Origin of the sequence: Rhodococcus sp. NCIMB 12038 (assembly GCF_002165735.1) — a bacterium.
In the GTDB taxonomy this organism is placed as follows: Bacteria; Actinomycetota; Actinomycetes; order Mycobacteriales; family Mycobacteriaceae; genus Rhodococcus_F.
In genome coordinates, this window is the sequence record NZ_NHML01000021.1 from 36,340 (window position 1) to 56,565 (window position 20,226).

Sequence of the window (20,226 nt, forward strand, 5' to 3'; positions counted from 1 at the left end):
TGATGAGATCGAATGTATGTTCTAGTCGGCGTCATGGGGAGAGTGTGCCTGCGGGGTCCGACAAGAACGGGCCCCGCGCGTATCAGTCCTCCACGTAACGGGGGAATACGCCCGACGGCGCGGGCAGCGGTGTGCCCGCCACGATGCGTGTCGGAAGGTCGCCGAACTGCCGCGCGTCGCTCTTCTGACCCAGCAGATCCAGGATCTTCTCCGCGGCGCCCGGCATCACCGGCTGCACGAGGATGCCCACGATCCGGACCACCTCGAGCGTCACGTACAGCACCGTAGCCATCCGTGCCGGATCCGTCTTCCGCAGCACCCAGGGCTCCTGCTTGGAGAAGTACCGGTTGGTCTCACCGAGAACCGACCAGATCGCCTCCAGCGCGAGATGCAGTGCCTGGACGTCGTATTCGGCGCGCACCCGCTCCAGCAGCGCATCCGCCTGCGCGAGCATCGCCGTGTCGTCCTCGGTCAGCTCGCCCGGCGTCGGGACCTGCGCGTCGCAGTTCTTCGCGACCATCGACAGTGAACGCTGGGCGAGGTTGCCGAGTTCGTTCGCGAGGTCGGCGTTGATCCGGGTGACGATGGCCTCGTGGCTGTAGCTGCCGTCCTGGCCGTAGGAGATCTCGCGGAGCAGGAAGAAGCGCACGGCGTCGAGGCCGTACTGCTCCACCATGGCGACGGGGTCGACGACGTTGCCGACCGACTTCGACATCTTCTCGCCCTTGTTGTAGAGGAATCCGTGCACGAAGACCCGCTTCGGCAACTCGATTCCCGCCGACATCAGGAACGCCGGCCAGTACACGGTGTGGAACCGGGTGATGTCCTTGCCGATGATGTGCAGGTTCGCAGGCCAGAACTTGCCGAACTGCTCGGAATCCGTGTCCGGGTACCCGGCGCCGGTGAGGTAGTTGGTCAGCGCGTCCACCCACACGTACATGACGTGCTCGGGATGGTCGGGCACCGGAACGCCCCAGTCGAACGTCGTCCGCGAGATCGACAGATCCTTGAGACCGCCCTTGACGAAGCTGACGATCTCGTTGCGCCGCGTCGCGGGCGCGATGAAATCGGGATTCTCGTCGTAGAGGGCCAGCAGCTTGTCCTGGTACTCGGACAGCTTGAAGAAGTACGTGGACTCCTCCGTCCACTCGACCGGGGTGCCCGTCTCGGTGGACAGGCGCGAACCGTCCTCCTGCAGCGTGGTCTCGGCCTCGGTGTAGAACGCCTCGTCGCGGACCGAGTACCAGCCCGAGTACGTGTCGAGGTAGATGTCGCCGTTGTCGAGCATCTTCTGCCAGATCGCCTTGCTGGCCTCTTCGTGGTCGGCATCCGTGGTGCGGATGAACCGGTCGAAGGAGATGTTCAGCGTCTTGTCCATGGCCTCGAACACATCCGAGTTCCGCGCGGCGAGTTCGCGGACATCGATGCCTTCCTTGGCCGCGGTCTGCTGCATCTTCAGACCGTGCTCGTCGGTTCCCGTCAGGAAGTAGACGTCGAACCCGTCCAGACGCTTGAACCGTGCCAGGGCGTCGGAGGAGATGTACTCGTAGGCGTGGCCGATGTGCGGGACGCCGTTCGGGTACGCGATCGCCGTCGTCAGATAGAAAGGTGGCCGCGAGGCGGTGGAATCAGCAGCATTCATGGTGCGACCACTCTATCTGCGCGCCGCCGTTTCGTGACGCGCAGATTCGGGATCTAGCCCGGGCCGGCGCCGTCCTCGCCGGTGACGGTGCGCGACTCGTACGCCGCGCGCGCCGACTTGTCCGTGGACCGCACCTGGTCGGGAACCATCCGCCGGACCGCGAAGTCACGGGCGAACTGCGGAAAGACGGTGACCAACCGGAACAGCGGGCCGATGTACCGGGGGATGGTCACTTCGAACCGGGGACGCCGGATCACCGCGACCACCGCCTTCGCGACGTCCGCCGGCGTCAGCAGCCTGGCCGCGCCGGTCGCCGTCCCGGCCGCGAGTTCGGTGTCCACGACCCCGGGCATGATCACCGAGATCTGCACACCCGACCCGCGCAGTTCCTCGCGGACGCCGGTCAGGTAGCCGAGGACGCCGTGCTTGGTGGCGGCGTACGTCGACTCGCCGGGCGGGGCGACCTTCGACGCCGCCGACGCCACCGTGACGATCTGGCCGCGTCCCCGCTCACGCATCGCCGGGGCCGCCAGGCGCACTCCCCGGATGACTCCGTGCAGGTTCACCGCGAGCTGCCGGTCCGTCGCGGACTCGGGCTCCTCGTCGAAGCTCCCGACCCACATGACGCCGGCATTGTTGACGAGCACGTCGATCGGTCCCCAATGGTCCTCGACGGCCGCGAGGAACACCGAGAACGACCCGGTGTCGGTGACGTCCAGTTCGAGGCCCTCGACGGTCCCGCCCGCCCGGCCGAGTTCGTCCGCGGTGCGCCGGGCCGCGGCGCCGTCGATGTCACCGATCGCGACCCGCGCGCCCGCGACCGCCAGCTGTCGGGTGATTTCCCTCCCGATTCCCCTCGCGCCGCCGGTCACCGCGATCACGCGGCCGTTCATCGAGCTCGAAGTCATGGACACGGCTCCCTCCCCGTCGGGGTGAAAGTACCGCATGTGACACGTGCGGCGGCGGCGTCGACAATGTCCGCATGAGCAAAGACCGTCCCGCCCCGGAAGCCCCTGCGCCGCTGTTCCCGCTCGTCGACTCGCACACCCACCTCGACGCGTGTGGAGCCTCGGACGCCGCGAGCGTCACGGCGATCGTCGACCGGGCGGCCGCGGTCGGGGTCGAGCGGGTGGTCACGGTAGCCGACGACCTGGCGGCCGCGCAGTTCGCCGTCGACGCCGCCCACTGGGATCCCCGCGTCTACGCGGCCGTCGCCATCCACCCGACCCGGGCCAACGTGCTCGACGACGCGACCAGGGCGGAGATCGAGCGGCTCGCCGGTGATCCCCGGGTGGTCGCGGTGGGGGAGACGGGACTCGACTTCTACTGGCCGGGGAAACTCGACGGCTGCGCCACCGTCCCCGAGCAGACCGAGGGCTTCCGCTGGCACATCGACCTCGCGAAGCGGCTCGGCAAGACTCTGATGATCCACAACCGGGAGGCCGACCAGGCGCTGCTGCAGGTGCTCCGCGAGGAGGGGGCGCCGGAGACGGTGATCTTCCACTGCTTCTCCTCGGACGCCGAGATGGCGCGCGAATGTATCGACGCAGGTTACGTCCTCAGCTTCTCCGGCACCGTCAGCTTCAAGAACGCGAAGGCGCTGCGGGAGGCGGCGCCGCTGGTGTCGTCGGATCAGCTGATCGTCGAGACGGATGCGCCGTTCCTCACCCCGCACCCGTTCCGGGGCGCTCCCAACGAGCCGTACTGCCTGCCGTACACGGTCCGCGCGCTCGCCGAAATCCGCGGCGAGGACCCGGACGACCTGGCGAAGGCGTCCACCGCGACCGCCGAGCGTGTGTACGGCCTCCGGCCCGTGAGTGGGTAGGGAGTCCCTGGACTCGTCGGGCGCGCACAGGGCCGCAGGCCTTAAGTTGAAGTTTCAACTTAGAGAACTTAGGATCGTTGCCTGTTCAACCAATGGTCGTCCCGGTCGCGCGGGGACACCTCGATGAAAGGCGCATCCATGAACAACCCCGCAGTTCGGAACCTGGGAATTCTCGTCGCCCGACTGGGTATCGGCGTCATCTTCCTCGCCCACGGCTGGCAGAAGGCGTTCACCAACGGCCACGCAGGCCAGACCGCAGGCTTCGAGGCCATGGGAGTGCCGCTCCCCGGCGTCTCGGCGTTCGTCGTGACCTGGCTCGAGGTCATCGGCGGCCTCGCGCTCATCGTCGGCGCCGCAGTCCCGGTCTTCGGGATCCTGCTGTTCCTCGACATGGTCGGCGCGTTCTTCATCGCCCACGTCGACAAGGGCATCTTCGCGAGCGACGGCGGCTACGAACTGGTCCTGGCGCTCGGCGTCGCGTCGCTGCTGCTCGCCGTGGTCGGATCGGGTCGCTTCGGTGTCGACGGACTGCTCGGCGACAAGCTGCCGTGGGCCGCGAAGGAACCCGCCACCGTCTGACCCCCAGGTGAGCGGCGAAGTGTGCCCCGGCACGCTTCGCCGCTCACGTGTCAGAGGACCTTGTTCAGGAAGTCCTGGGTGCGGGACTGCTGCGGGTCGCCGAAGATCTGCTCCGGAGTTCCCTCCTCCACCACGTAACCGTCGGCCATGAAGATCACCCGGTCGGATACCTCGCGGGCGAAGCCCATCTCGTGGGTGACCACGACCATCGTCATGCCGCCCTTTGCGAGGTCGCGCAGCACCTGCAGCACCTCGCCCACCATCTCGGGGTCCAGCGCGCTGGTGGCCTCGTCGAACAGCATGATGTCCGGGCTCATCGCCAGGGCCCGCGCGATCGCGACGCGCTGCTTCTGCCCACCCGACAGATTCGCCGGCTTCGCGTCCGCCTTCTCCGCCAGCCCGACCTGCTCGAGCAACCGCACGGCCGTCGCCCGCGCCTCCTCCTTGGAGGCCCGCTTGGTCTGCACGGGCGCGAGCATCACGTTCTCGATCGCCGTCATGTGCGGGAACAGGTTGAAGTGCTGGAACACCATCCCGATGTGCTGGCGCACCCGGTCGATGTCGATCTTGGGATTGCTCACGTCGAAGCCGTCGACGACGACGTTGCCGCCGGTGATGTCCTCGAGCCGGTTGAGGCAGCGCAGGAACGTGCTCTTGCCGGAGCCGGACGGCCCGATCACGCACACCACTTCGCCGCTCGCGATGTCGACGTCGATGCCCTTGAGTACCTCGTTGTCGCCGAACGACTTCTTCAGGCCCTTCACCCGGATCTTCGGGTCCGCTGCCTCGGCCTTGTTGTCCGTCACCGGTGTCTCGGTCACTTGTTGATCCTCTTTTCGAGCCGGTTCGACAGCTTCGTCAACGCCATGATGATGATGAAATACATCACGCCGATGATCAGCCACATGTTGAAGGACTGGAAGTTGCGGGCGATGATGATCCGCCCGGTCTGAGTGAGCTCGGCGAGTCCGATCACGGACAGGATCGACGTGTCCTTCAGCGTGATCACGAACTGGTTGATGTACGACGGGATCATCGTCCGCACGGCCTGCGGCATCACGACCTTCTGCATCGACTTCAGGTAGCTGATGCCGAGGCTCCGGGACGCTTCCATCTGGCCCTTGTCCACGGACAGGATGCCGCCGCGCACGATCTCGGCCATGTAGGCGCCTGCGTTGAGGCTCAATGTGATGATGCCCGCGGTGAACGCCGACATCTGGAAGTCCAGCGCCGCCGGGATGCCGAAGTAGATAAAGAAGGCCTGCACCAGCAGCGGAGTTCCGCGGAACACGTCCACGTAGGTGGTACCGATGCCGCGCAGGACGATATTGGTCGACACCCGGAACAGGCCGAAGATCGCGCCGAGCACGAGCGCGATGGCGATCGAGACCACGGTCAGGACGATCGTCAGCCACAGCCCCTCGAGCAGCAGCGGGTAGGTGCTCTTGATCAGGCCGAGGATCGAGTTGTCGTCGTCGGAGGCGTCGGCGTTGAGGTAGGTGTCGAGGATCTCGTCGTACTTGCCGCTCGCCTTCACGTTGGCGAGACCGGTGTTGAACTCCTGGAGGAGCTGCGCGTTCTGGCCCTTCGCGACGGCGAACCCGTAGCTGGCGCCGGGGACCTTGTCGGTGACGGTCTTGAACCCGTTGCCCTGCTTGATGCCGTAGGCGAGGACGGGGTAGTCCTCGAACACGGCCACCGAGTTACCCGTGCGGACCTCGTCGAACATGCTCGACGAGTCGGCGAAGTACTTGGTGGTGAACCCGTACTGGTCCTTGATGGACTCCGCATACGTGGCGCCCTCGGTGCCGTTCTTGACGGCGACGGACTTGCCGCGCAGGTCCTCGTACGACGTGATCGAGTCGTTGGACTCGAGCACGCCCATCTGCACACCCGATTCGAAGTACGGGTCGGAGAAGTCGAACGTCGCCTTGCGGGCGTCGGTGATCGACATGCCGGCGATCATGCCGTTGGCCTGGCCGCCGGTGACCGCCTGCAGTGCGGCGTCGAATCCGACGGCGTTGACCCGGTAAGTGAACCCCTGGTCCTCGGCGATGGCGGCGAGGAGGTCCATGTCGATGCCGACGAGCTTGCCGCTCTCGTCCTGGAACTCGAACGGGGCGAACGTGATGTCGGTGGCGATGGTGTAGTCGTTGCCCGCAGCGGGCTGCTGCGCGCCGGCGATCCCGGGCGCGACGAGTGTGACGAGCAGCGTCAGCGCGGCGATCACCGCGGGCACTCTCGGACGTCTGACGAGTCTCAGAAGTCGATCGGATCTGCTGCGCACGGAACCCCAGCTTTCTTGTCGGTAATGCCCGGTCGCTTCCGGGCTTCTTGGTGCATGTCGCAAGATACTGCGTTTCGAGGGTGGTCCGGACCAGAAGCGATTGATGACGGTAAAGCGAAAACCGTCCCCGATCTCAACCTTTTCGTGATCTAGGACGCAGGTCGTAGCGGCAAAGTTGCCAGACCATCGCCGATTCGTTACCGTACCGTGATCAATCGTCCGCCAGCCTTGGGAATTCATGTGTCGCCTCTAGCCAGAATCAACAACGCCAAATCGCCCCTTCTCTACGTAGTCGTCGCGGCACTGCTCGCGACGCTCGTCGTGGTCGGTGCGTTGGCAGTGGCACGGCATAAGACCGTCACGCTCGACATCGACGGCGAGACGATCTCGCTCGGCACGATGGCCTCAGATGTCAGCGGCGCGCTCGACGACGCCGGATACACCGTCGGCGAACGTGACGCGGTCGCTCCCGCGGCCGACGCGTCGCTCTCCGACGGCGACACGGTGGTGTTGCGGCGTGCCCGCGAGATCGACCTCACCGTCGACGGGCAGCCCAAGACCGTGTGGACCACCGCGCTCACCGTCGACGACGCGCTGAAGCAGTTCGAACTCGCCGACGACGTCCACGTCTCGGCGTCCCGCTCCGAGCGTCTGCCGCTCGAGGGCACCTCGCTCGAGGTCGTCAACGCCAAGCTCGTCAAGGTCGCCGACGGCGGCGCCCCGCTCACCGACGTCCGCCTCGCCGCCCCCACCGTCGGCGAACTCCTCGCCGCCAACGGCGCCCCGCTCGAGCAGGCCGACACCGTCGTGCCCCCGGCCGACGCCCCCGTCGTCGAAGGCGCCGAGATCCACGTGACCCGCGACCGCACCGAGACCCGCACCGAGACGCTGCCGATCGCGCCGCCCGAGAACCGCGTCGACGATCCCGCTCTGGACAAGGGCAAGACCGTCGTCGAAAACCCCGGCGTTCCCGGCGAGCGCACCGTCACCGCTTCCGTGAAGACGGTCAACGGTGTCGAGGCCGGACGCCAGGAACTCAGCTCGCAGGTGCTCCGCGAGCCGGCGCCCGCGCTCGTCAAGGTCGGCGTGAAGGAACTCGCCATCTCCAACGCCTCCACCTGGGATTCGATCGCGCACTGCGAGGCCACCGGCAACTGGGCCATCAACACCGGCAACGGATTCTTCGGCGGACTGCAGTTCACCCAGAGCACCTGGGAGGCGTTCGGCGGAACCCAGTACGCCTCCCGCGCCGACCTCGCCTCCCGCGAACAGCAGATCTCCGTCGCCGAGAAGGTCCAGGCGGCGCAGGGCTGGGGCGCCTGGCCCGCCTGCACCAGCAAGCTCGGACTCCGCTGACGATCTGAAGTAAAGGAACCCGATGTCACCCTTCGCGAAGATCAACTCGGCTCGCTCGCCACTGCTGTACACCGTGGTGGCCCTGCTTCTCGCCACGCTGATCGCCGGCGGAGTGATGGCCGTGGTCCGGCACAAGAACGTCACCCTCGACGTGGACGGCGAGACGATCTCGCTGAGCACCATGACCACGAGCGTCGATGCCGCCCTGGCCGACGCCGGGTACTCGGTCACCGACCGCGACGTGGTGGCGCCGGAACGCGACGCGACCCTGTCCGACGGGGACACCGTGGTCCTGCGCCGCGCGCGCGAGGTGTCGCTGACCGTGGACGGGCAGCCCAAGACGGTGTGGACCACCGCGCTCACCGTCGAGGACGCGCTGAAGCAGTTCGATCTCGGGGAGGACGTGCACGTGTCCGCGTCCCGTTCGCAGCGACTTCCGCTCGACGGCGCCGCACTCGACGTGCTCAACCCGCTCGTCGTCAAGCTCGCCGACGGTGCGCTTCCGGTCGCCGACGTCCGCATGGCCGCGCCGACGGTCGGGGACTTCCTGGCCGCGCACGGCGCGCCACTCGAGCAGGCCGACACCGTCGTCCCGGCCGCGGACACTCCGCTGACCGAGGGGATGGACGTCACGGTCACCCGTGACCGCACCGAGACGAAGGTCGAGACGCTGCCGCTGGCTCCGGAGGAACAGCGGGTCGAGGACCCGACGATGAACAAGAGCCGCACCGTGGTCGAGAGTCAAGGAGCGCCCGGCGTCCAGGACGTCACGTTCGCGGTCAATACCGTCAACGGCGAGGAAGTCGGACGCAACCAGGTGTCCGCGACGGTCACGACGCCTGCGCAGCCGAAGGTGATCCGCGTCGGCGCGAAGCCGGGCACCGAGGTGCCGCCCGTCGAGAACGGTTCGGTCTGGGACGCTCTCGCGCAGTGCGAGGCCACCGGCAACTGGGCCATCAACACCGGCAACGGATTCTTCGGCGGCGTCCAGTTCGACCAGAACACGTGGGAGCGTCAGGGCGGCCTCAAGTACGCGCCGCGCGCCGACCTCGCGTCCCGCGAGGAGCAGATCGCCATCGCGTCGCAGACGCAGCGGACGCAGGGCTGGGGAGCGTGGCCGACGTGCTCGGGCAGGCTCGGCGTGCGTTAAAGTTCGGTTGGTGTCCGACGCCGAAGTACCCCCCGCCGCTCGAGGTCAGGCCGCACTGCTCGGCCCCGCCGAAGTGCGTGCGTTAGCCGAGGAATTCGGCGTGCGCCCCACCAAGCAGTTGGGGCAGAACTTCGTGCACGACGCCAACACGGTCCGGCGCATCGTCGCGACCGCCGGAGTGGGACGCGAGGACACGGTCCTCGAGGTCGGCCCCGGGCTCGGTTCGCTGACGCTGGCGCTGCTCGACGTCGTCGACAAGGTGATCGCCGTCGAGATCGACCCCAACCTCGCCGCCCGGCTCCCGGTCACGGTCGCCGACCGTGCCCCGGAACTCGCCGACCGGCTGACCGTCGTCGGCGCGGACGCGATGCGGGTCGCGCCGTCCGAGATCCCCGGCGAACCCACGGCACTCGTCGCGAATCTGCCGTACAACGTGGCGGTGCCCGTGCTGCTGCACCTGTTCGCCGAACTGCCCAGCCTGCGAACCGCGCTGGTGATGGTGCAGGCCGAGGTCGCCGACCGCCTGGCGGCGTCCCCGGGCAGCAAGATCTACGGCGTGCCGAGTGTGAAGGCCAACTTCTTCGGTGCCGTCCGCCGCGCCGGTGCGGTCGGCCGGGCGGTGTTCTGGCCCGTTCCGAAGGTCGAGTCGGGTCTCGTCCGCGTCGACCGCTACGCCGAACCGCCGTGGCCCGTCGACGACGAGCACCGCCGCCGCGTGTTCGCCGTCATCGATGCGGCTTTCGCTCAGCGCCGCAAGACTTTACGAGCCGCGCTCGGCGGATGGGCGGGATCGCCCGCCGAGGCCGAGCGACGACTGCTCGAGGCCGGCATCCCACCGTCCGCCCGCGGGGAGACCCTCGACGCCGCGGCGTTCGTGCGTCTCGCCGCCACCCACCCGTGAGTACTTCTCAACCGCCGGCCGTTAACAAGTACTCACGGGCCCGGGGGAGACAACCGACCAGATGTGTGGTTCACTATTGGAGGTCGTAAGTTTTGTGTTTGTGTTTCCCACGCTCGCAAATCGATGGTTGCGAGCGTTTGGACGTCCTCCACAGGAATTGTCGTAGACGGTCGTGTCAATGACCCTGGTAACCGAGCCGGTTACCTGAAGAAGTTACTGTGTTAGAGGAGATTTACATGGCAGAGGGCATCGTGAAGTGGTTCAACTCCGAGAAGGGGTTCGGCTTCATCGCCCCCGAGGACGGCAGCGCTGACGTGTTCGTCCATTACTCGGAGATCCAGAGCGGCGGCTTCCGCACGCTCGAGGAGAATCAGCGTGTTTCGTTCGAGATCGGCCAGGGCAACAAGGGCCCGCAGGCCACCGGCGTCACCCTGATCTGAGAACGGCCATGACTTCCCGGTTCGCCGGGACATGACGTTCGAGCAAGGCCCCACTCGTCACGGAGTGGGGCCTTGTCTCGTCTTCACACACCGTCGCGCTGCTACGCCGATCTGAGGTGCGCGGCCTGGTACCCGAGATTCATGGCGCAGACCAGCCAGAGTTGCAGCGCCGAACTCTCCGACGGCCCGAACAACCCGATCACCGCAGCGGCTCCGAGGGCCGCGGCGACGAAGAACGTGGCCGTTCCGAGTGCCCGCCGGGGTCTCGACGAGAAGATCACCGTTCCCGTCACGAAGAGCGCCCACAGCGTGGTGGAGACGATGGCGGCGGCGACGAACCAGGCCGTCGAATACCTTCCCGGCCACGTCCACGGCTGAGTTCCGTTGTCCAGGGTGCACACGAACGCCAACGAGAACGCCATGATCACGACGGTGGCGCCACCGAGTGCCAGATGGCCCCCGACGAGCACTTTCCCGATTGGTCCCGCCCCCGCGGGCGCCCGCGCGCGCCCCTCCTCGACAATCGTGTGCTGCATCCCCGACTACCCCGACCTTTCGTTGTCGTCACCTGGTTGGACGCCGCGCAGGACCGTTCGGTTCCACGGGATTTTCGGTCCGCGGTGACGGCTGAACGGCGTCTCGGTCAGGCGTTACCGTAGCGGTCGGCGAAGAGGCGGTGACGCTCACCCACCCGTCGGCACTCTTCGCGCAGCTCAGGGGGGTCGAGGACGGTGAAGTCGACGCCGAATGCGCTGAGCCAGTTGGCTATCGACGGCACGGAGTCGCCGCCGAGCGCCACCGCACACTGTCCGTCGGGCATTTCTTCGAGAGTTCCCCAGTCTTCGTGCACCAGGACCGCCATGTCGTCGATCGACGCGTGCAGCAGCACCCGTGCGCGGATCCGGGTGACTGCCCGGTTGATTCCGCGTGCGACGAACTCGGCGGCGCCGCCGGGCGGCAGTTCGCGGGGTGCGAATCGCGGTCCCGTCGGGATCCTGGGTGTCAGTCGGTCCACCCGGAACGACCGCCAGTCGGCGCGGGCGACGTCCCAGGCGACGAGGTACCAGCGCAGTCCGGAGCGCACGAGCCGGTACGGCTCCACTTCGCGGCGGCTCTCGGTGCCGTCGTGGGTACGGTAGTCGAACCGGAGTCGTTCGTGGTTGTGGCACACCGATGCGACGGCAGAGAGGACCCGGGCGTCGACGGCGCTCTTCGCGGGCTCGCGGTGGACGACGTCGACCTGCAGTGCCTCGAGGCGGTGCCGCAGGCGGGACGGCATTACCTGCCGGAGTTTGGTGAGTGCCCGCATCGACGCCTCTCCGATGCCGACCACGGATCCGGTCGCGCCGGATTGAAGGCCGAGCGCGACGGCCAGCACTTCTTCGTCGTCGAGTAGCAGGGGCGGCATTTCCGCGCCGGCGCCGAGTTGGTACCCACCGCCGACCCCGACCGTCGCGTCGACCGGATAGCCGAGGTCGCGGAGTTTCTCCACATCTCGCCGGACGGTGCGAGCGGTGATGCCGAGCCGGTCGGCGAGTTCTGCCCCGGACCAGTCTTTTCGGGTCTGGAGCAGGGAGAGCAGCCGGAGGAGTCGTGCCGAAGTTTCCCGCATGCACCTCAGGATGCCATCGATAGAGGACATCTTCTGTCCTCTATCGGCGGGAGATAACGGTAAGTAACGATTGCCCCACCAGCCCCACGAGTGTCACTACACTGGCGCCGACGCTCCACGGACCATCGCATAGGTATTTCGTGAAAATCCGACGGAAAGGTCTCAGCGTGACGCACTTCCGTGCTCGATCCATCTCTTCGGCGGTCAGGGGGCTGCTCGCCGCAGTCATGACCACCGCCTTCTGCCTGGCGCTGGCGGTCTCGACCACCGCGACGGCGTCAGCCTCGGCGGCCGACCTCTTCAACAGCGCGCAGGGCAGATTCGCCGCGGGGGACACCCGCGGTGCCCTCGCGGACATCGGCGGCGCCGTCGCCGGCGAGCCCGGCGACACGAACGCGCTGGCGTTACAGGCCATCTACGCCGACGCCGCCGGTGATCTGATCACCCGTGAGGCCGCGCTCGCCCGGCTGGGCGCGGCGGACGGCGGTATGCGCGCCGGCGTCGACGGGATGCTGAACGCGATCAGAATTGCCTCGTTCACGCCCCCGAACCCGCTTCCGGCAATCCAGGGACCGTCCACCGCGATCATCGTCCTCGGGTTCGGTCTGCTCCCCGACGGCACGATGCGTCCGGAATTGGTCAACCGCCTGCAGGCCGCGATGGTGCAGTCGTGGGTCTCGCCGATGTCGCCGATCATCGTCACCGGCGGCAACCCGCAGAACGGCATCACGGAGGCGGCCGCGATGCAGGGATGGTTGCAGGCGCACGGTGTGCCTGCACAGCGCATCCACCCCGAGCATCGTGCCGGATCGACGGTGGGCAACGCGCTCAACTCGGTTCCGCTCGCCCGCTCGCTCGGTGCGGGCGGCGCGATCATCGTGACGTCGGCGAATCATATCCGCAGGGCAACGGTCGATTTCAACGTCGCCGGACTGCCGGTGGTCGGGGCGATGAGCGCGGTCACCAGTGCCGGTCAGCTGATCGCCGAATTCATGCCCCTGACCAAGGATCAGCAACTCGGCATGTACCGCGACGCGATCAGGGTGTTCGGCATCCCCGCCGGCTATTGACGGGACTACGCGTCGCCCCGTCGAATGGGGGATGGGCGGCGGGGAAGTCGGTCATGGGGAGACGCTAGGACTGCGCTGTGACGGGTTCGTGTCACGCGTGTTTCCGCGGTGAGAACGGCAGCCGTTCCGGGCGCGGGCGGTGGCAGAGTGCAGTTCGTGGCAGTATTGCGACGCACCGACCGCAGGAGGACACATGCGCTTGTCGCCCCACGAGCAGGAGCGTCTGCTCCTGAGCTATGCCGCGGAACTCGCGCGCAGGCGCCGGCAACGCGGACTCGTGCTGAACCACCCGGAGGCCGTGGCCCTCATCACGGATCACATCCTCGAGGGGGCCCGCGACGGCCGGTCGGTGGCGGAGCTGATGGTGTCCGGCCGGGAGGTGCTCACCCGTGCCGACGTGATGGAGGGTGTCCCGGAGATGCTGCACGACGTGCAGGTGGAGGCCACTTTTCCGGACGGCACGAAACTCGTCACCGTCCACGATCCGATCGCGTAGGGGTGACCGTGATTCCAGGTGAAGTCTTCTGCGCCGAGGGCGTGATCGAGCTCAACGAGGGTTCTCCCCGCACGGAACTCGCGGTGGTCAACACCGGTGACCGGCCGGTGCAGGTCGGTAGTCACGTTCATTTTCCGCAGGCCAACCACGCCCTGCGGTTCGACCGTTCCGCCGCCCACGGGCTGCGGCTGGACATTCCCGCGGGCACCGCGGTGCGTTTCGAACCGGGTATCGCGCAGACGGTTTCACTCGTGCCGCTGCGCGGAACCCGGGAAGTGCACGGGCTGAGCCTCACTCCTCCCGGAAAGCTGGACGCGTCGTGACCGATCTCAGCCGCGCACGGTACGCGGAGCTGTTCGGTCCCACGACCGGCGACCGCATCCGGCTTGCCGACACCGACCTTCTGATCGAGATCACCGAGGACCGCAGCGGCGGTCCGGGACTGGCCGGCGACGAAGCGGTGTTCGGTGGCGGAAAAGTGTTGCGCGAGTCCATGGGTCAGGGTCGCGCGACGCGCGCCGAGGGCGCACCCGACACGGTGATCACCGGGGTGGTGGTGGTCGACCACTGGGGAATCATCAAGGCGGACGTCGGTATTCGGGACGGGCGCATCGTGGCGCTCGGCAAGGCGGGCAACCCCGACACGATGTCGGGCGTGCACCCCGATCTCGTGGTGGGACCGTCCACCGAGATCATCGCCGGGAACGGCAAGATCCTCACCGCAGGCGGTATCGACTGCCACGTGCACTTCATCTGCCCGCAGATCATGGACGAGGCGCTGGGTGGCGGCATCACGACGATGATCGGCGGCGGCACGGGCCCCGCCGAGGGCAGCAAGGCCACCACCGTCACCCCCGGTTCCTGGCACACCGCCCGGATGCTGGAGGCACTCGACGGCTGGCCGATGAACATCGCCCTGCTCGGCAAGGGCAACACGGTCAGCTCCGAGTCGATGTGGGAGCAGTTGCGCGGCGGCGTCTCCGGATTCAAGCTGCACGAGGACTGGGGTTCGACCCCGGCTGCCATCGACGCGTGCCTCACCGTCGCGGACGCCGCGGGGGTGCAGGTGGCGCTGCACTCGGACACGTTGAACGAGGCGGGTTTCGTCGAGGACACGCTCGCGGCGATCGCCGGACGTGCGATCCACGCCTATCACACGGAAGGGGCCGGCGGCGGTCACGCACCGGACATCATCACGGTGGCCGCGCACCCGAACGTCCTGCCGAGTTCGACCAATCCGACTCGGCCGCACACCGTGAACACCCTCGACGAGCACCTCGACATGCTCATGGTGTGCCATCACCTGAGCCCGAAGATCCCGGAGGACCTGGCGTTCGCCGAGAGCCGCATCCGGCCGTCCACCATCGCGGCGGAGGACCTGCTGCACGACCTCGGCGCCATCTCCATGATCGGTAGCGACTCGCAGGCGATGGGACGGATCGGCGAGGTCGTGCTGCGCACCTGGCAGACGGCGCACGTGATGAAGCGCCGGCGGGGTTTCCTGCCCGGCGACGCCGGCGCCGACAACCAGCGCGTCCAGCGCTACGTCGCGAAGTACACGATCTGCCCCGCCGTCGCGCACGGGCTGGAGGACGAGATCGGGTCGGTCGAGGTCGGCAAACTCGCCGACCTGGTGCTGTGGGATCCGGCGTTCTTCGGGGTCCGGCCGCACGCGGTGATCAAGGGCGGGATGATCGCGTGGGCCGCGATGGGTGATGCCAACGCGTCCATACCGACTCCGCAGCCGGTGCTTCCGCGCCCCATGTTCGGGGCGGCCCCCAAGGCCGCGGCCGCCACGTCCGTGCACTTCGTCGCGCCGCACGCCCTCGAGGACGGACTGGCGGATCGGCTGGACCTGAACCGGCGGCTGGTGCCGGTCGCGAACGTGCGGTCGCGGGGCAAGGCCGACATGCCGCGCAACGACGCGCAGCCGCGGATCGAGGTGGACCCCGACACGTTCACCGTCCGCATCGACGGCGAGGTGTGGGAAGAGCAGCCGGCGGCGGAACTGCCCATGGCCCAGCGCTACTTCCTGTTCTGATGCGCCTCGCTCACCTGATGTCGCTCGCCGACTCGAGGCTGCCCACGGGCGGGCACGTGCATTCGGGCGGCATCGAGGAGGCCGTCGCCGCCGGTGTCGTCCGCGATGTCGCTACGACGGAAGCGTTCCTGCGACGTCGGATCCGGACCGCCGGGCTCGTCGGGGGATCGGTCACCGCGGCGGTGTGCGCGGGCGGGCTCACCGCCGAACGAGCCCACGCCGAGATGGACGCGCGCACCCCGTCCCCGGCGGCGCGGTCGTCTTCGCGGGCGCAGGGACGGGGCCTGCTGCGGCTGGCCCGCACCACGTGGCCCGAAAACGACTGGTCGCCGCTCGGGCCGCGCCCGCACCTGCCGGTGGTGTCGGGCATGGTCGGAGCCGTCACCGGGGTCGGACCGCGGGAGGCGGCACTGGTCTTCGTGTACACCACCATGACCGGGTCCGCGATCGCCGCGCAGCGCCTGCTCGCTCTCGATCCCGCGCAGGTCGCCGCATGCACGTTCGGGCTGGCCGACCTGTGCGACGACATCGCCGACCGATGCGTGACCGGACTCGCGAGCGTGTCCGACCCGTTTCTGGACGTCGTCGCCGAACGGCACGTTCTGCGGGACCGCCCCCTGTTCGTGTCGTGACAGCGTTGTACCCAAAGTCGTGACAGCCGCTGCACCCAGTGAGGAGAAATCAACCATGCCACCACATTTCATCGACGGTGAACCGCACGACCACCACCACGACCGCCCTCGGCGGGTCCGGGTGGCGGGGGAACCGGTCCGCATCGGGATCGGCGGTCCGGTCGGGTCGGGCAAGACGGCGCTCGTCGCCGCGCTCTGCAGGCAACTGCGCGAGGAGTTGTCGCTGGCCGTGCTGACCAACGACATCTACACCACCGAGGACGCGGACTTCCTGCGCCGCCACGCCGTGCTGCCGGACGAACGCATCGCCGCCGTGCAGACCGGTGGCTGCCCCCACACGGCGATCCGCGACGACATCACCGCCAACCTCGACGCCATCGACGACCTGATCGCAGCCAACCCGCCGCTCGATCTGATCCTGGTGGAGTCGGGCGGCGACAACCTCACCGCGACGTTCTCCTCGGGCCTGATCGACGTGCAGATCTTCGTCATCGACGTCGCCGGCGGCGACAAGGTTCCCCGCAAGGGCGGTCCCGGTGTGACGTTCTCGGATCTGCTCGTGATCAACAAGACCGACCTCGCACCGATGGTCGGAGCCGACCTCGGGGTGATGCGCCGCGACGCCGAGCAGGTTCGCGAGGGCAGGCCCACCGCGCTGATCTCGTTGACGGAGGACCCGTCGTCCGGACCGGCGCTGGCATGGGTGCGGGAGCAGGTGCGCACGCTCGCCGCCGTGCACCCGTAGTGCGCACCGAACTGACGATCCTCGCGTCCCCCGATCGCAGTCCGCGGATCTCCGCGGCCGGGGGACTGGCGGCCCGGATCACCGGCCGCGACACGGTCCACGTGATCGGCACCGCCGCGACCCCGCTCGGCGGCGACCACTGGGACATCACCGTCCGGCTGCTGCCGGGGGCCCGGCTGACGCTGCGCAGCGTCGCGGCGTCGCTGGCCCTGCCCGGCCGCGTTGAGGTGCTGTCCACCGCGCAGTGGTCGGTGGAGGTCGGGGACGACGCGGTGCTCGACTGCGCACTGGAACCCACGGTGATCGCGGGCGGCGCGGAGCATCGCGTCGAGACGACCGTGTCCCTCGCCGAGTCGGCGACGTTCCTGCTGCGTGAGCGGGTGCAGATCGGGCGGGCGGGGGAGAGCGCGGGACGCTGGGTCGGGATCACCAACGCCGATCTCGAAGACCTGCCGCTGCTCCGGCACCAGTTGGACCTCGGCGTCGGCACCGTCTCACACGACGTGCTGGACGGTCCGGCGGCCGTCACCAGTGAACTGCGGTACCCGGACGACCGGCCGGCCGAAGTCGCAGGTGACATCCGGTCGGCGCGGACGCGTCTGCCCCTCGCCCGCGGCGGCAGCCTCACCACCCGGCTCGGCCCGCACCTGTGACGCAGGTGAGCGGCAAAGTGCGTGATGGTGCGCATTTCCGCACCCGTACCGGGAGCGCCTAAGCTCTACCCTTGTGCTTTCCGTCGTTCCTCGCCCCGTCGTCGTCAGGGCCCCGTCCAAGGTCAATCTGCATCTGGCCGTCGGGGACCTGCGTGACGACGGCTATCACGAGCTGAAGACGGTGTTCCAGGCGCTCTCGCTCGGCGACACGGTGTCCGTGGTCCCGGCGGAGACGCTGTCGGTGAAGGTCCGCGGCGAGGACGCCCGCGTCGTGCCCACCGACAGCGGCAACCTCGTGTGGCAGGCCGCCGAGATGCTCGCCGCCGAAGCGGGGCGGCGTCCCGACGTGGAGATCGCCATCGACAAGGGCATCCCGGTGGCCGGCGGAATGGCCGGCGGCAGCGCCGACGCCGCCGCGACGCTGGTCGGTCTGAACGCGCTGTGGCAGCTCGACCTGTCGCGGGAGGAACTCGACGGGTTCGCCGCGAAACTCGGCAGCGACGTGCCGTTCTCCCTCCACGGCGGCACCGCGGTCGGGACGGGACGCGGCGAGCGACTGCTGCCGGTGCTCTCCCGCAGCACGTTCCACTGGGTGCTCGCGCTGGCGAAGGGCGGCCTGAGCACCCCGACCGTGTTCCGGGAACTGGACCGGCTGCGTGCCGACGGGAACCCGCCGCGACTCGGCGGACCCGAAGACCTGATGCACGCCCTCACGACGGGCGACGCCGCGACGCTGGCCCCGTTGCTGGGCAACGACCTGCAGTCGGCCGCGCTGTCGCTGAATCCGGGACTGCGGCGGACGCTGCGTGCCGGTGTCGCGGCGGGCGCCCTGGCCGGGATCGTCTCCGGGTCCGGCCCGACCTGTGCCTTTCTATGTGCTGAAGCGGATGCCGCGGTCCGGGTCAGCGCAGAACTCGCAGGTGCGGGGGTGTGTCGCACGGTGCGAGTCGCCAGCGGACCCGTACCGGGCGCCCGAATAATCAACGACGCGGCGGAGGGATCGCACTGATGGCGAATCTGATCAATCTCGAGCAGGTATCGAAGTCCTTCGGCATCAAGCCGCTGCTCGATTCGGTATCCCTCGGAGTGCAGGAAGGCGAACGCATCGGCGTCGTCGGCCTCAACGGCGGTGGCAAGACCACCATGCTCGAGGTGCTCGCCGGGGTGGAGGCTCCCGATTCGGGGCGTGTCAGCCGGGTCGGCGGCCTCCGGATGGCGGTCGTGACCCAGCGTGGCGTCCTGCCGCCCGGCTCGAGCGTCGGCGACGTGGTGCTCGGACCGCTCGGGGTCGCCGACCACGAGTGGGCGGGCGACGCCCGCATCCGGTCGATCCTGGCCGGCATCGGCATCGACAACCTCGGTCTGGAGGTGTCGGTCGACGGACTGTCCGGTGGCGAGCGGCGACGCGTCGCGCTGGCGGCCGCGCTCGTCCAGGACCTCGATCTGCTGGTGCTCGACGAGCCGACCAACCACCTCGACGTCGAGGGTGTGCAGTGGCTGGCGGAACATCTCGTCACCCGTCGGAGCGCGCTGGTCGTCGTGACCCACGACCGGTGGTTCCTGGACACCGTCGCCAACCGCACGTGGGAAGTGGTGGGCGGCAGGGTCGAAAGCTACGAGGGCGGATACAACGACTGGATCTTCGCCCGGGCGGAACGCTCCCGGCAGGCCGACGCGTCCGAGGAACGCCGCCGCAACCTCGCCCGCAAGGAACTGGCCTGGCTGCGGCGCGGCGCACCCGCCCGCACGTCCAAGCCCAAGTACCGGATCGAGGCCGCCGAGGCGTTGATCGCGGATGTCCCGCCGCCCCGCGACAACGTGGCGCTGGCGTCGTTCGCGCAACGCAGGCTCGGCAAGGTCGTCATCGAACTCGAGGACGCGCGCCTGGAGACGCCGGACGGGCGGGTGCTCGTCGACGACCTCACCTGGCGGTTGGCGCCCGGTGAGCGCGTCGGTCTGGTCGGCGTCAACGGCTCCGGCAAGACGACGCTCCTGCGCACGCTCGCCGGGGAGATCTCGCCGGCGTCGGGCAAGCGCATCCAGGGGCAGACGGTGCACATCGGCTGGCTCCGTCAGGAACTCGACGACCTGCCGACGAACATGCGGGTGCTCGAGGCCGTCAAGGACGTCGCCGAGCGGATCACGTTGGGCGACAAGGAGGTGTCGGCCGGACAGCTCGCCGAGCGGCTGGGCTTCACCCCCGCCCGGCAGCGCACACCGGTCGGTGACCTGTCCGGTGGCGAGCGTCGCCGTCTGCAGCTCACGCGGGTGCTGATGTCGGAGCCGAACGTCCTGCTGCTCGACGAGCCGACCAACGACCTCGACATCGACACCCTGCAGCAACTCGAGGACATCCTCGACGGCTGGGCGGGCACGATGGTCGTGATCAGCCACGACCGTTACCTGATCGAACGCATCTGTGACACCACCTGGGCGCTGTTCGGCGACGGCAAGCTGACCAACCTGCCCGGCGGCATCGAGGACTACCTGCGTCGGCGGGCGAAGATGGTCGACACCGGCGCACCGTCGGTGGCGTCGACCGCGACCGGTGCGTCCGCGCCCAAGCAGGTGCGGGACGGGGCCGCCGAACGCGCCGCGCGCAAGGAACTGTCGCGTCTCGAGCGTGCCGTCGCGAAGCTGGACGACCGCGAACGGACGCTGCACGAGAAGCTGGCGGAGGCCGCCACCGATCCGGACAAGCTGCAGAAGCTCGATGCCGAGCTCAAGCAGGTCGTCGCGGACAAGGAAGCCACCGAGGAACAGTGGATGGAGCTGGCCGCCGAGCTGGACTAGCTCC

Annotated in this window: 21 protein-coding genes; 15 read left to right on the plus strand and 6 right to left on the minus strand. The window is 68.4% G+C overall.

All coding sequences use genetic code 11. From position 1 onward, the window contains the following. Positions 1–82: 82 nt before the first annotated feature. Positions 83–1,642 (minus strand): methionine--tRNA ligase, encoded by a 1,560-nt coding sequence (metG, locus tag CA951_RS28330; protein WP_087560010.1) that lies wholly within the window; start codon positions 1,640–1,642, stop codon positions 83–85. Between the two features lie 53 nt (positions 1,643–1,695). After that, positions 1,696–2,589 (minus strand): SDR family oxidoreductase, encoded by an 894-nt coding sequence (locus CA951_RS28335; RefSeq protein ID WP_087560011.1) that lies wholly within the window; start codon positions 2,587–2,589, stop codon positions 1,696–1,698. A 35-nt stretch (positions 2,590–2,624) separates the two neighbouring features. On the opposite strand from CA951_RS28335, the gene CA951_RS28340 reads away from it, so the two are divergent. Continuing rightward, positions 2,625–3,467 (plus strand): TatD family hydrolase, encoded by an 843-nt coding sequence (locus CA951_RS28340; RefSeq protein ID WP_087560012.1) that lies wholly within the window; start codon positions 2,625–2,627, stop codon positions 3,465–3,467. A 138-nt stretch (positions 3,468–3,605) separates the two neighbouring features. Beyond that, a complete protein-coding gene (locus CA951_RS28345; protein WP_087560013.1) occupies positions 3,606–4,046 on the plus strand; it encodes a DoxX family protein in 441 nt (146 codons plus the stop codon). Between the two features lie 50 nt (positions 4,047–4,096). Here CA951_RS28345 and CA951_RS28350 read toward each other — a convergent pair whose 3' ends face one another. Both CA951_RS28350 and CA951_RS28355 read right to left on the minus strand, forming a co-directional pair. Further along, complete coding sequence (locus CA951_RS28350; RefSeq protein WP_072941110.1) at positions 4,097–4,867, minus strand: amino acid ABC transporter ATP-binding protein; 771 nt, start codon at positions 4,865–4,867, stop codon at positions 4,097–4,099. Continuing rightward, on the minus strand, positions 4,864–6,333 hold the full coding sequence (locus tag CA951_RS28355; RefSeq protein ID WP_373414469.1) for an amino acid ABC transporter substrate-binding protein/permease: 1,470 nt from the start codon (positions 6,331–6,333) through the stop codon (positions 4,864–4,866). Before CA951_RS28355 ends, CA951_RS28350 begins: the two co-directional genes overlap by 4 nt. 240 nt (positions 6,334–6,573) lie before the next feature. On the opposite strand from CA951_RS28355, the gene CA951_RS28360 reads away from it, so the two are divergent. The 4 genes from CA951_RS28360 to CA951_RS28375 all read left to right on the plus strand — a co-directional run bounded on the left by CA951_RS28360 (position 6,574) and on the right by CA951_RS28375 (position 10,180). Then, positions 6,574–7,689 (plus strand): resuscitation-promoting factor, encoded by a 1,116-nt coding sequence (locus tag CA951_RS28360; RefSeq protein ID WP_087560015.1) that lies wholly within the window; start codon positions 6,574–6,576, stop codon positions 7,687–7,689. Between the two features lie 22 nt (positions 7,690–7,711). Then, complete coding sequence (locus tag CA951_RS28365; protein ID WP_087560016.1) at positions 7,712–8,839, plus strand: resuscitation-promoting factor; 1,128 nt, start codon at positions 7,712–7,714, stop codon at positions 8,837–8,839. A 10-nt stretch (positions 8,840–8,849) separates the two neighbouring features. Continuing rightward, the gene (rsmA, locus tag CA951_RS28370) at positions 8,850–9,740 is read left to right on the plus strand and encodes a 16S rRNA (adenine(1518)-N(6)/adenine(1519)-N(6))-dimethyltransferase RsmA (protein ID WP_087560108.1); all 891 of its coding nucleotides are present in this window, start codon (positions 8,850–8,852) and stop codon (positions 9,738–9,740) included. Between the two features lie 236 nt (positions 9,741–9,976). Then, a complete protein-coding gene (locus tag CA951_RS28375; RefSeq protein WP_005255446.1) occupies positions 9,977–10,180 on the plus strand; it encodes a cold-shock protein in 204 nt (67 codons plus the stop codon). Between the two features lie 101 nt (positions 10,181–10,281). Here the strand turns inward: CA951_RS28375 and CA951_RS28380 are convergent, their stop codons facing one another. Together CA951_RS28380 and CA951_RS28385 are read right to left on the minus strand one after the other, a co-directional pair. Next, positions 10,282–10,716 (minus strand): hypothetical protein, encoded by a 435-nt coding sequence (locus tag CA951_RS28380; protein ID WP_087560017.1) that lies wholly within the window; start codon positions 10,714–10,716, stop codon positions 10,282–10,284. Between the two features lie 107 nt (positions 10,717–10,823). After that, the gene (locus CA951_RS28385) at positions 10,824–11,792 is read right to left on the minus strand and encodes a YafY family protein (protein WP_087560018.1); all 969 of its coding nucleotides are present in this window, start codon (positions 11,790–11,792) and stop codon (positions 10,824–10,826) included. Between the two features lie 227 nt (positions 11,793–12,019). Between CA951_RS28385 and CA951_RS28390 the strand changes: the two genes are divergently transcribed. From CA951_RS28390 to CA951_RS28430, 9 genes are all read left to right on the plus strand, one after another. Continuing rightward, a complete protein-coding gene (locus CA951_RS28390; protein WP_087560109.1) occupies positions 12,020–12,862 on the plus strand; it encodes a YdcF family protein in 843 nt (280 codons plus the stop codon). Between the two features lie 193 nt (positions 12,863–13,055). Further along, positions 13,056–13,358 carry an urease subunit gamma gene (locus CA951_RS28395; RefSeq protein WP_005255454.1) on the plus strand — a complete coding sequence of 101 codons (303 nt, stop codon included), beginning with the start codon at positions 13,056–13,058 and terminating at the stop codon, positions 13,356–13,358. A gap of 8 nt (positions 13,359–13,366) precedes the next feature. Continuing rightward, a complete protein-coding gene (locus tag CA951_RS28400) occupies positions 13,367–13,681 on the plus strand; it encodes an urease subunit beta (protein WP_087560110.1) in 315 nt (104 codons plus the stop codon). Further along, positions 13,678–15,399, plus strand: a complete 1,722-nt coding sequence (locus CA951_RS28405) for an urease subunit alpha (protein ID WP_087560019.1) — start codon at positions 13,678–13,680, stop codon at positions 15,397–15,399. The genes CA951_RS28400 and CA951_RS28405 overlap by 4 nt, the downstream gene beginning before the upstream one ends. After that, positions 15,399–16,031, plus strand: a complete 633-nt coding sequence (locus CA951_RS28410) for an urease accessory protein UreF (RefSeq protein ID WP_087560020.1) — start codon at positions 15,399–15,401, stop codon at positions 16,029–16,031. The genes CA951_RS28405 and CA951_RS28410 overlap by 1 nt, the downstream gene beginning before the upstream one ends. Positions 16,032–16,086: 55 nt before the next feature. Then, entirely contained in the window at positions 16,087–16,776 is a 690-nt protein-coding gene (gene ureG / locus CA951_RS28415) for an urease accessory protein UreG (RefSeq protein ID WP_087560021.1), read from the plus strand. Further along, complete coding sequence (locus tag CA951_RS28420) at positions 16,776–17,429, plus strand: urease accessory protein UreD (RefSeq protein ID WP_087560022.1); 654 nt, start codon at positions 16,776–16,778, stop codon at positions 17,427–17,429. The genes ureG and CA951_RS28420 overlap by 1 nt, the downstream gene beginning before the upstream one ends. A 73-nt stretch (positions 17,430–17,502) precedes the next feature. Then, complete coding sequence (locus tag CA951_RS28425) at positions 17,503–18,438, plus strand: 4-(cytidine 5'-diphospho)-2-C-methyl-D-erythritol kinase (protein ID WP_072941090.1); 936 nt, start codon at positions 17,503–17,505, stop codon at positions 18,436–18,438. Next, positions 18,438–20,222, plus strand: a complete 1,785-nt coding sequence (locus CA951_RS28430; RefSeq protein ID WP_087560023.1) for an ABC-F family ATP-binding cassette domain-containing protein — start codon at positions 18,438–18,440, stop codon at positions 20,220–20,222. The genes CA951_RS28425 and CA951_RS28430 overlap by 1 nt, the downstream gene beginning before the upstream one ends. Positions 20,223–20,226: the final 4 nt, after the last annotated feature.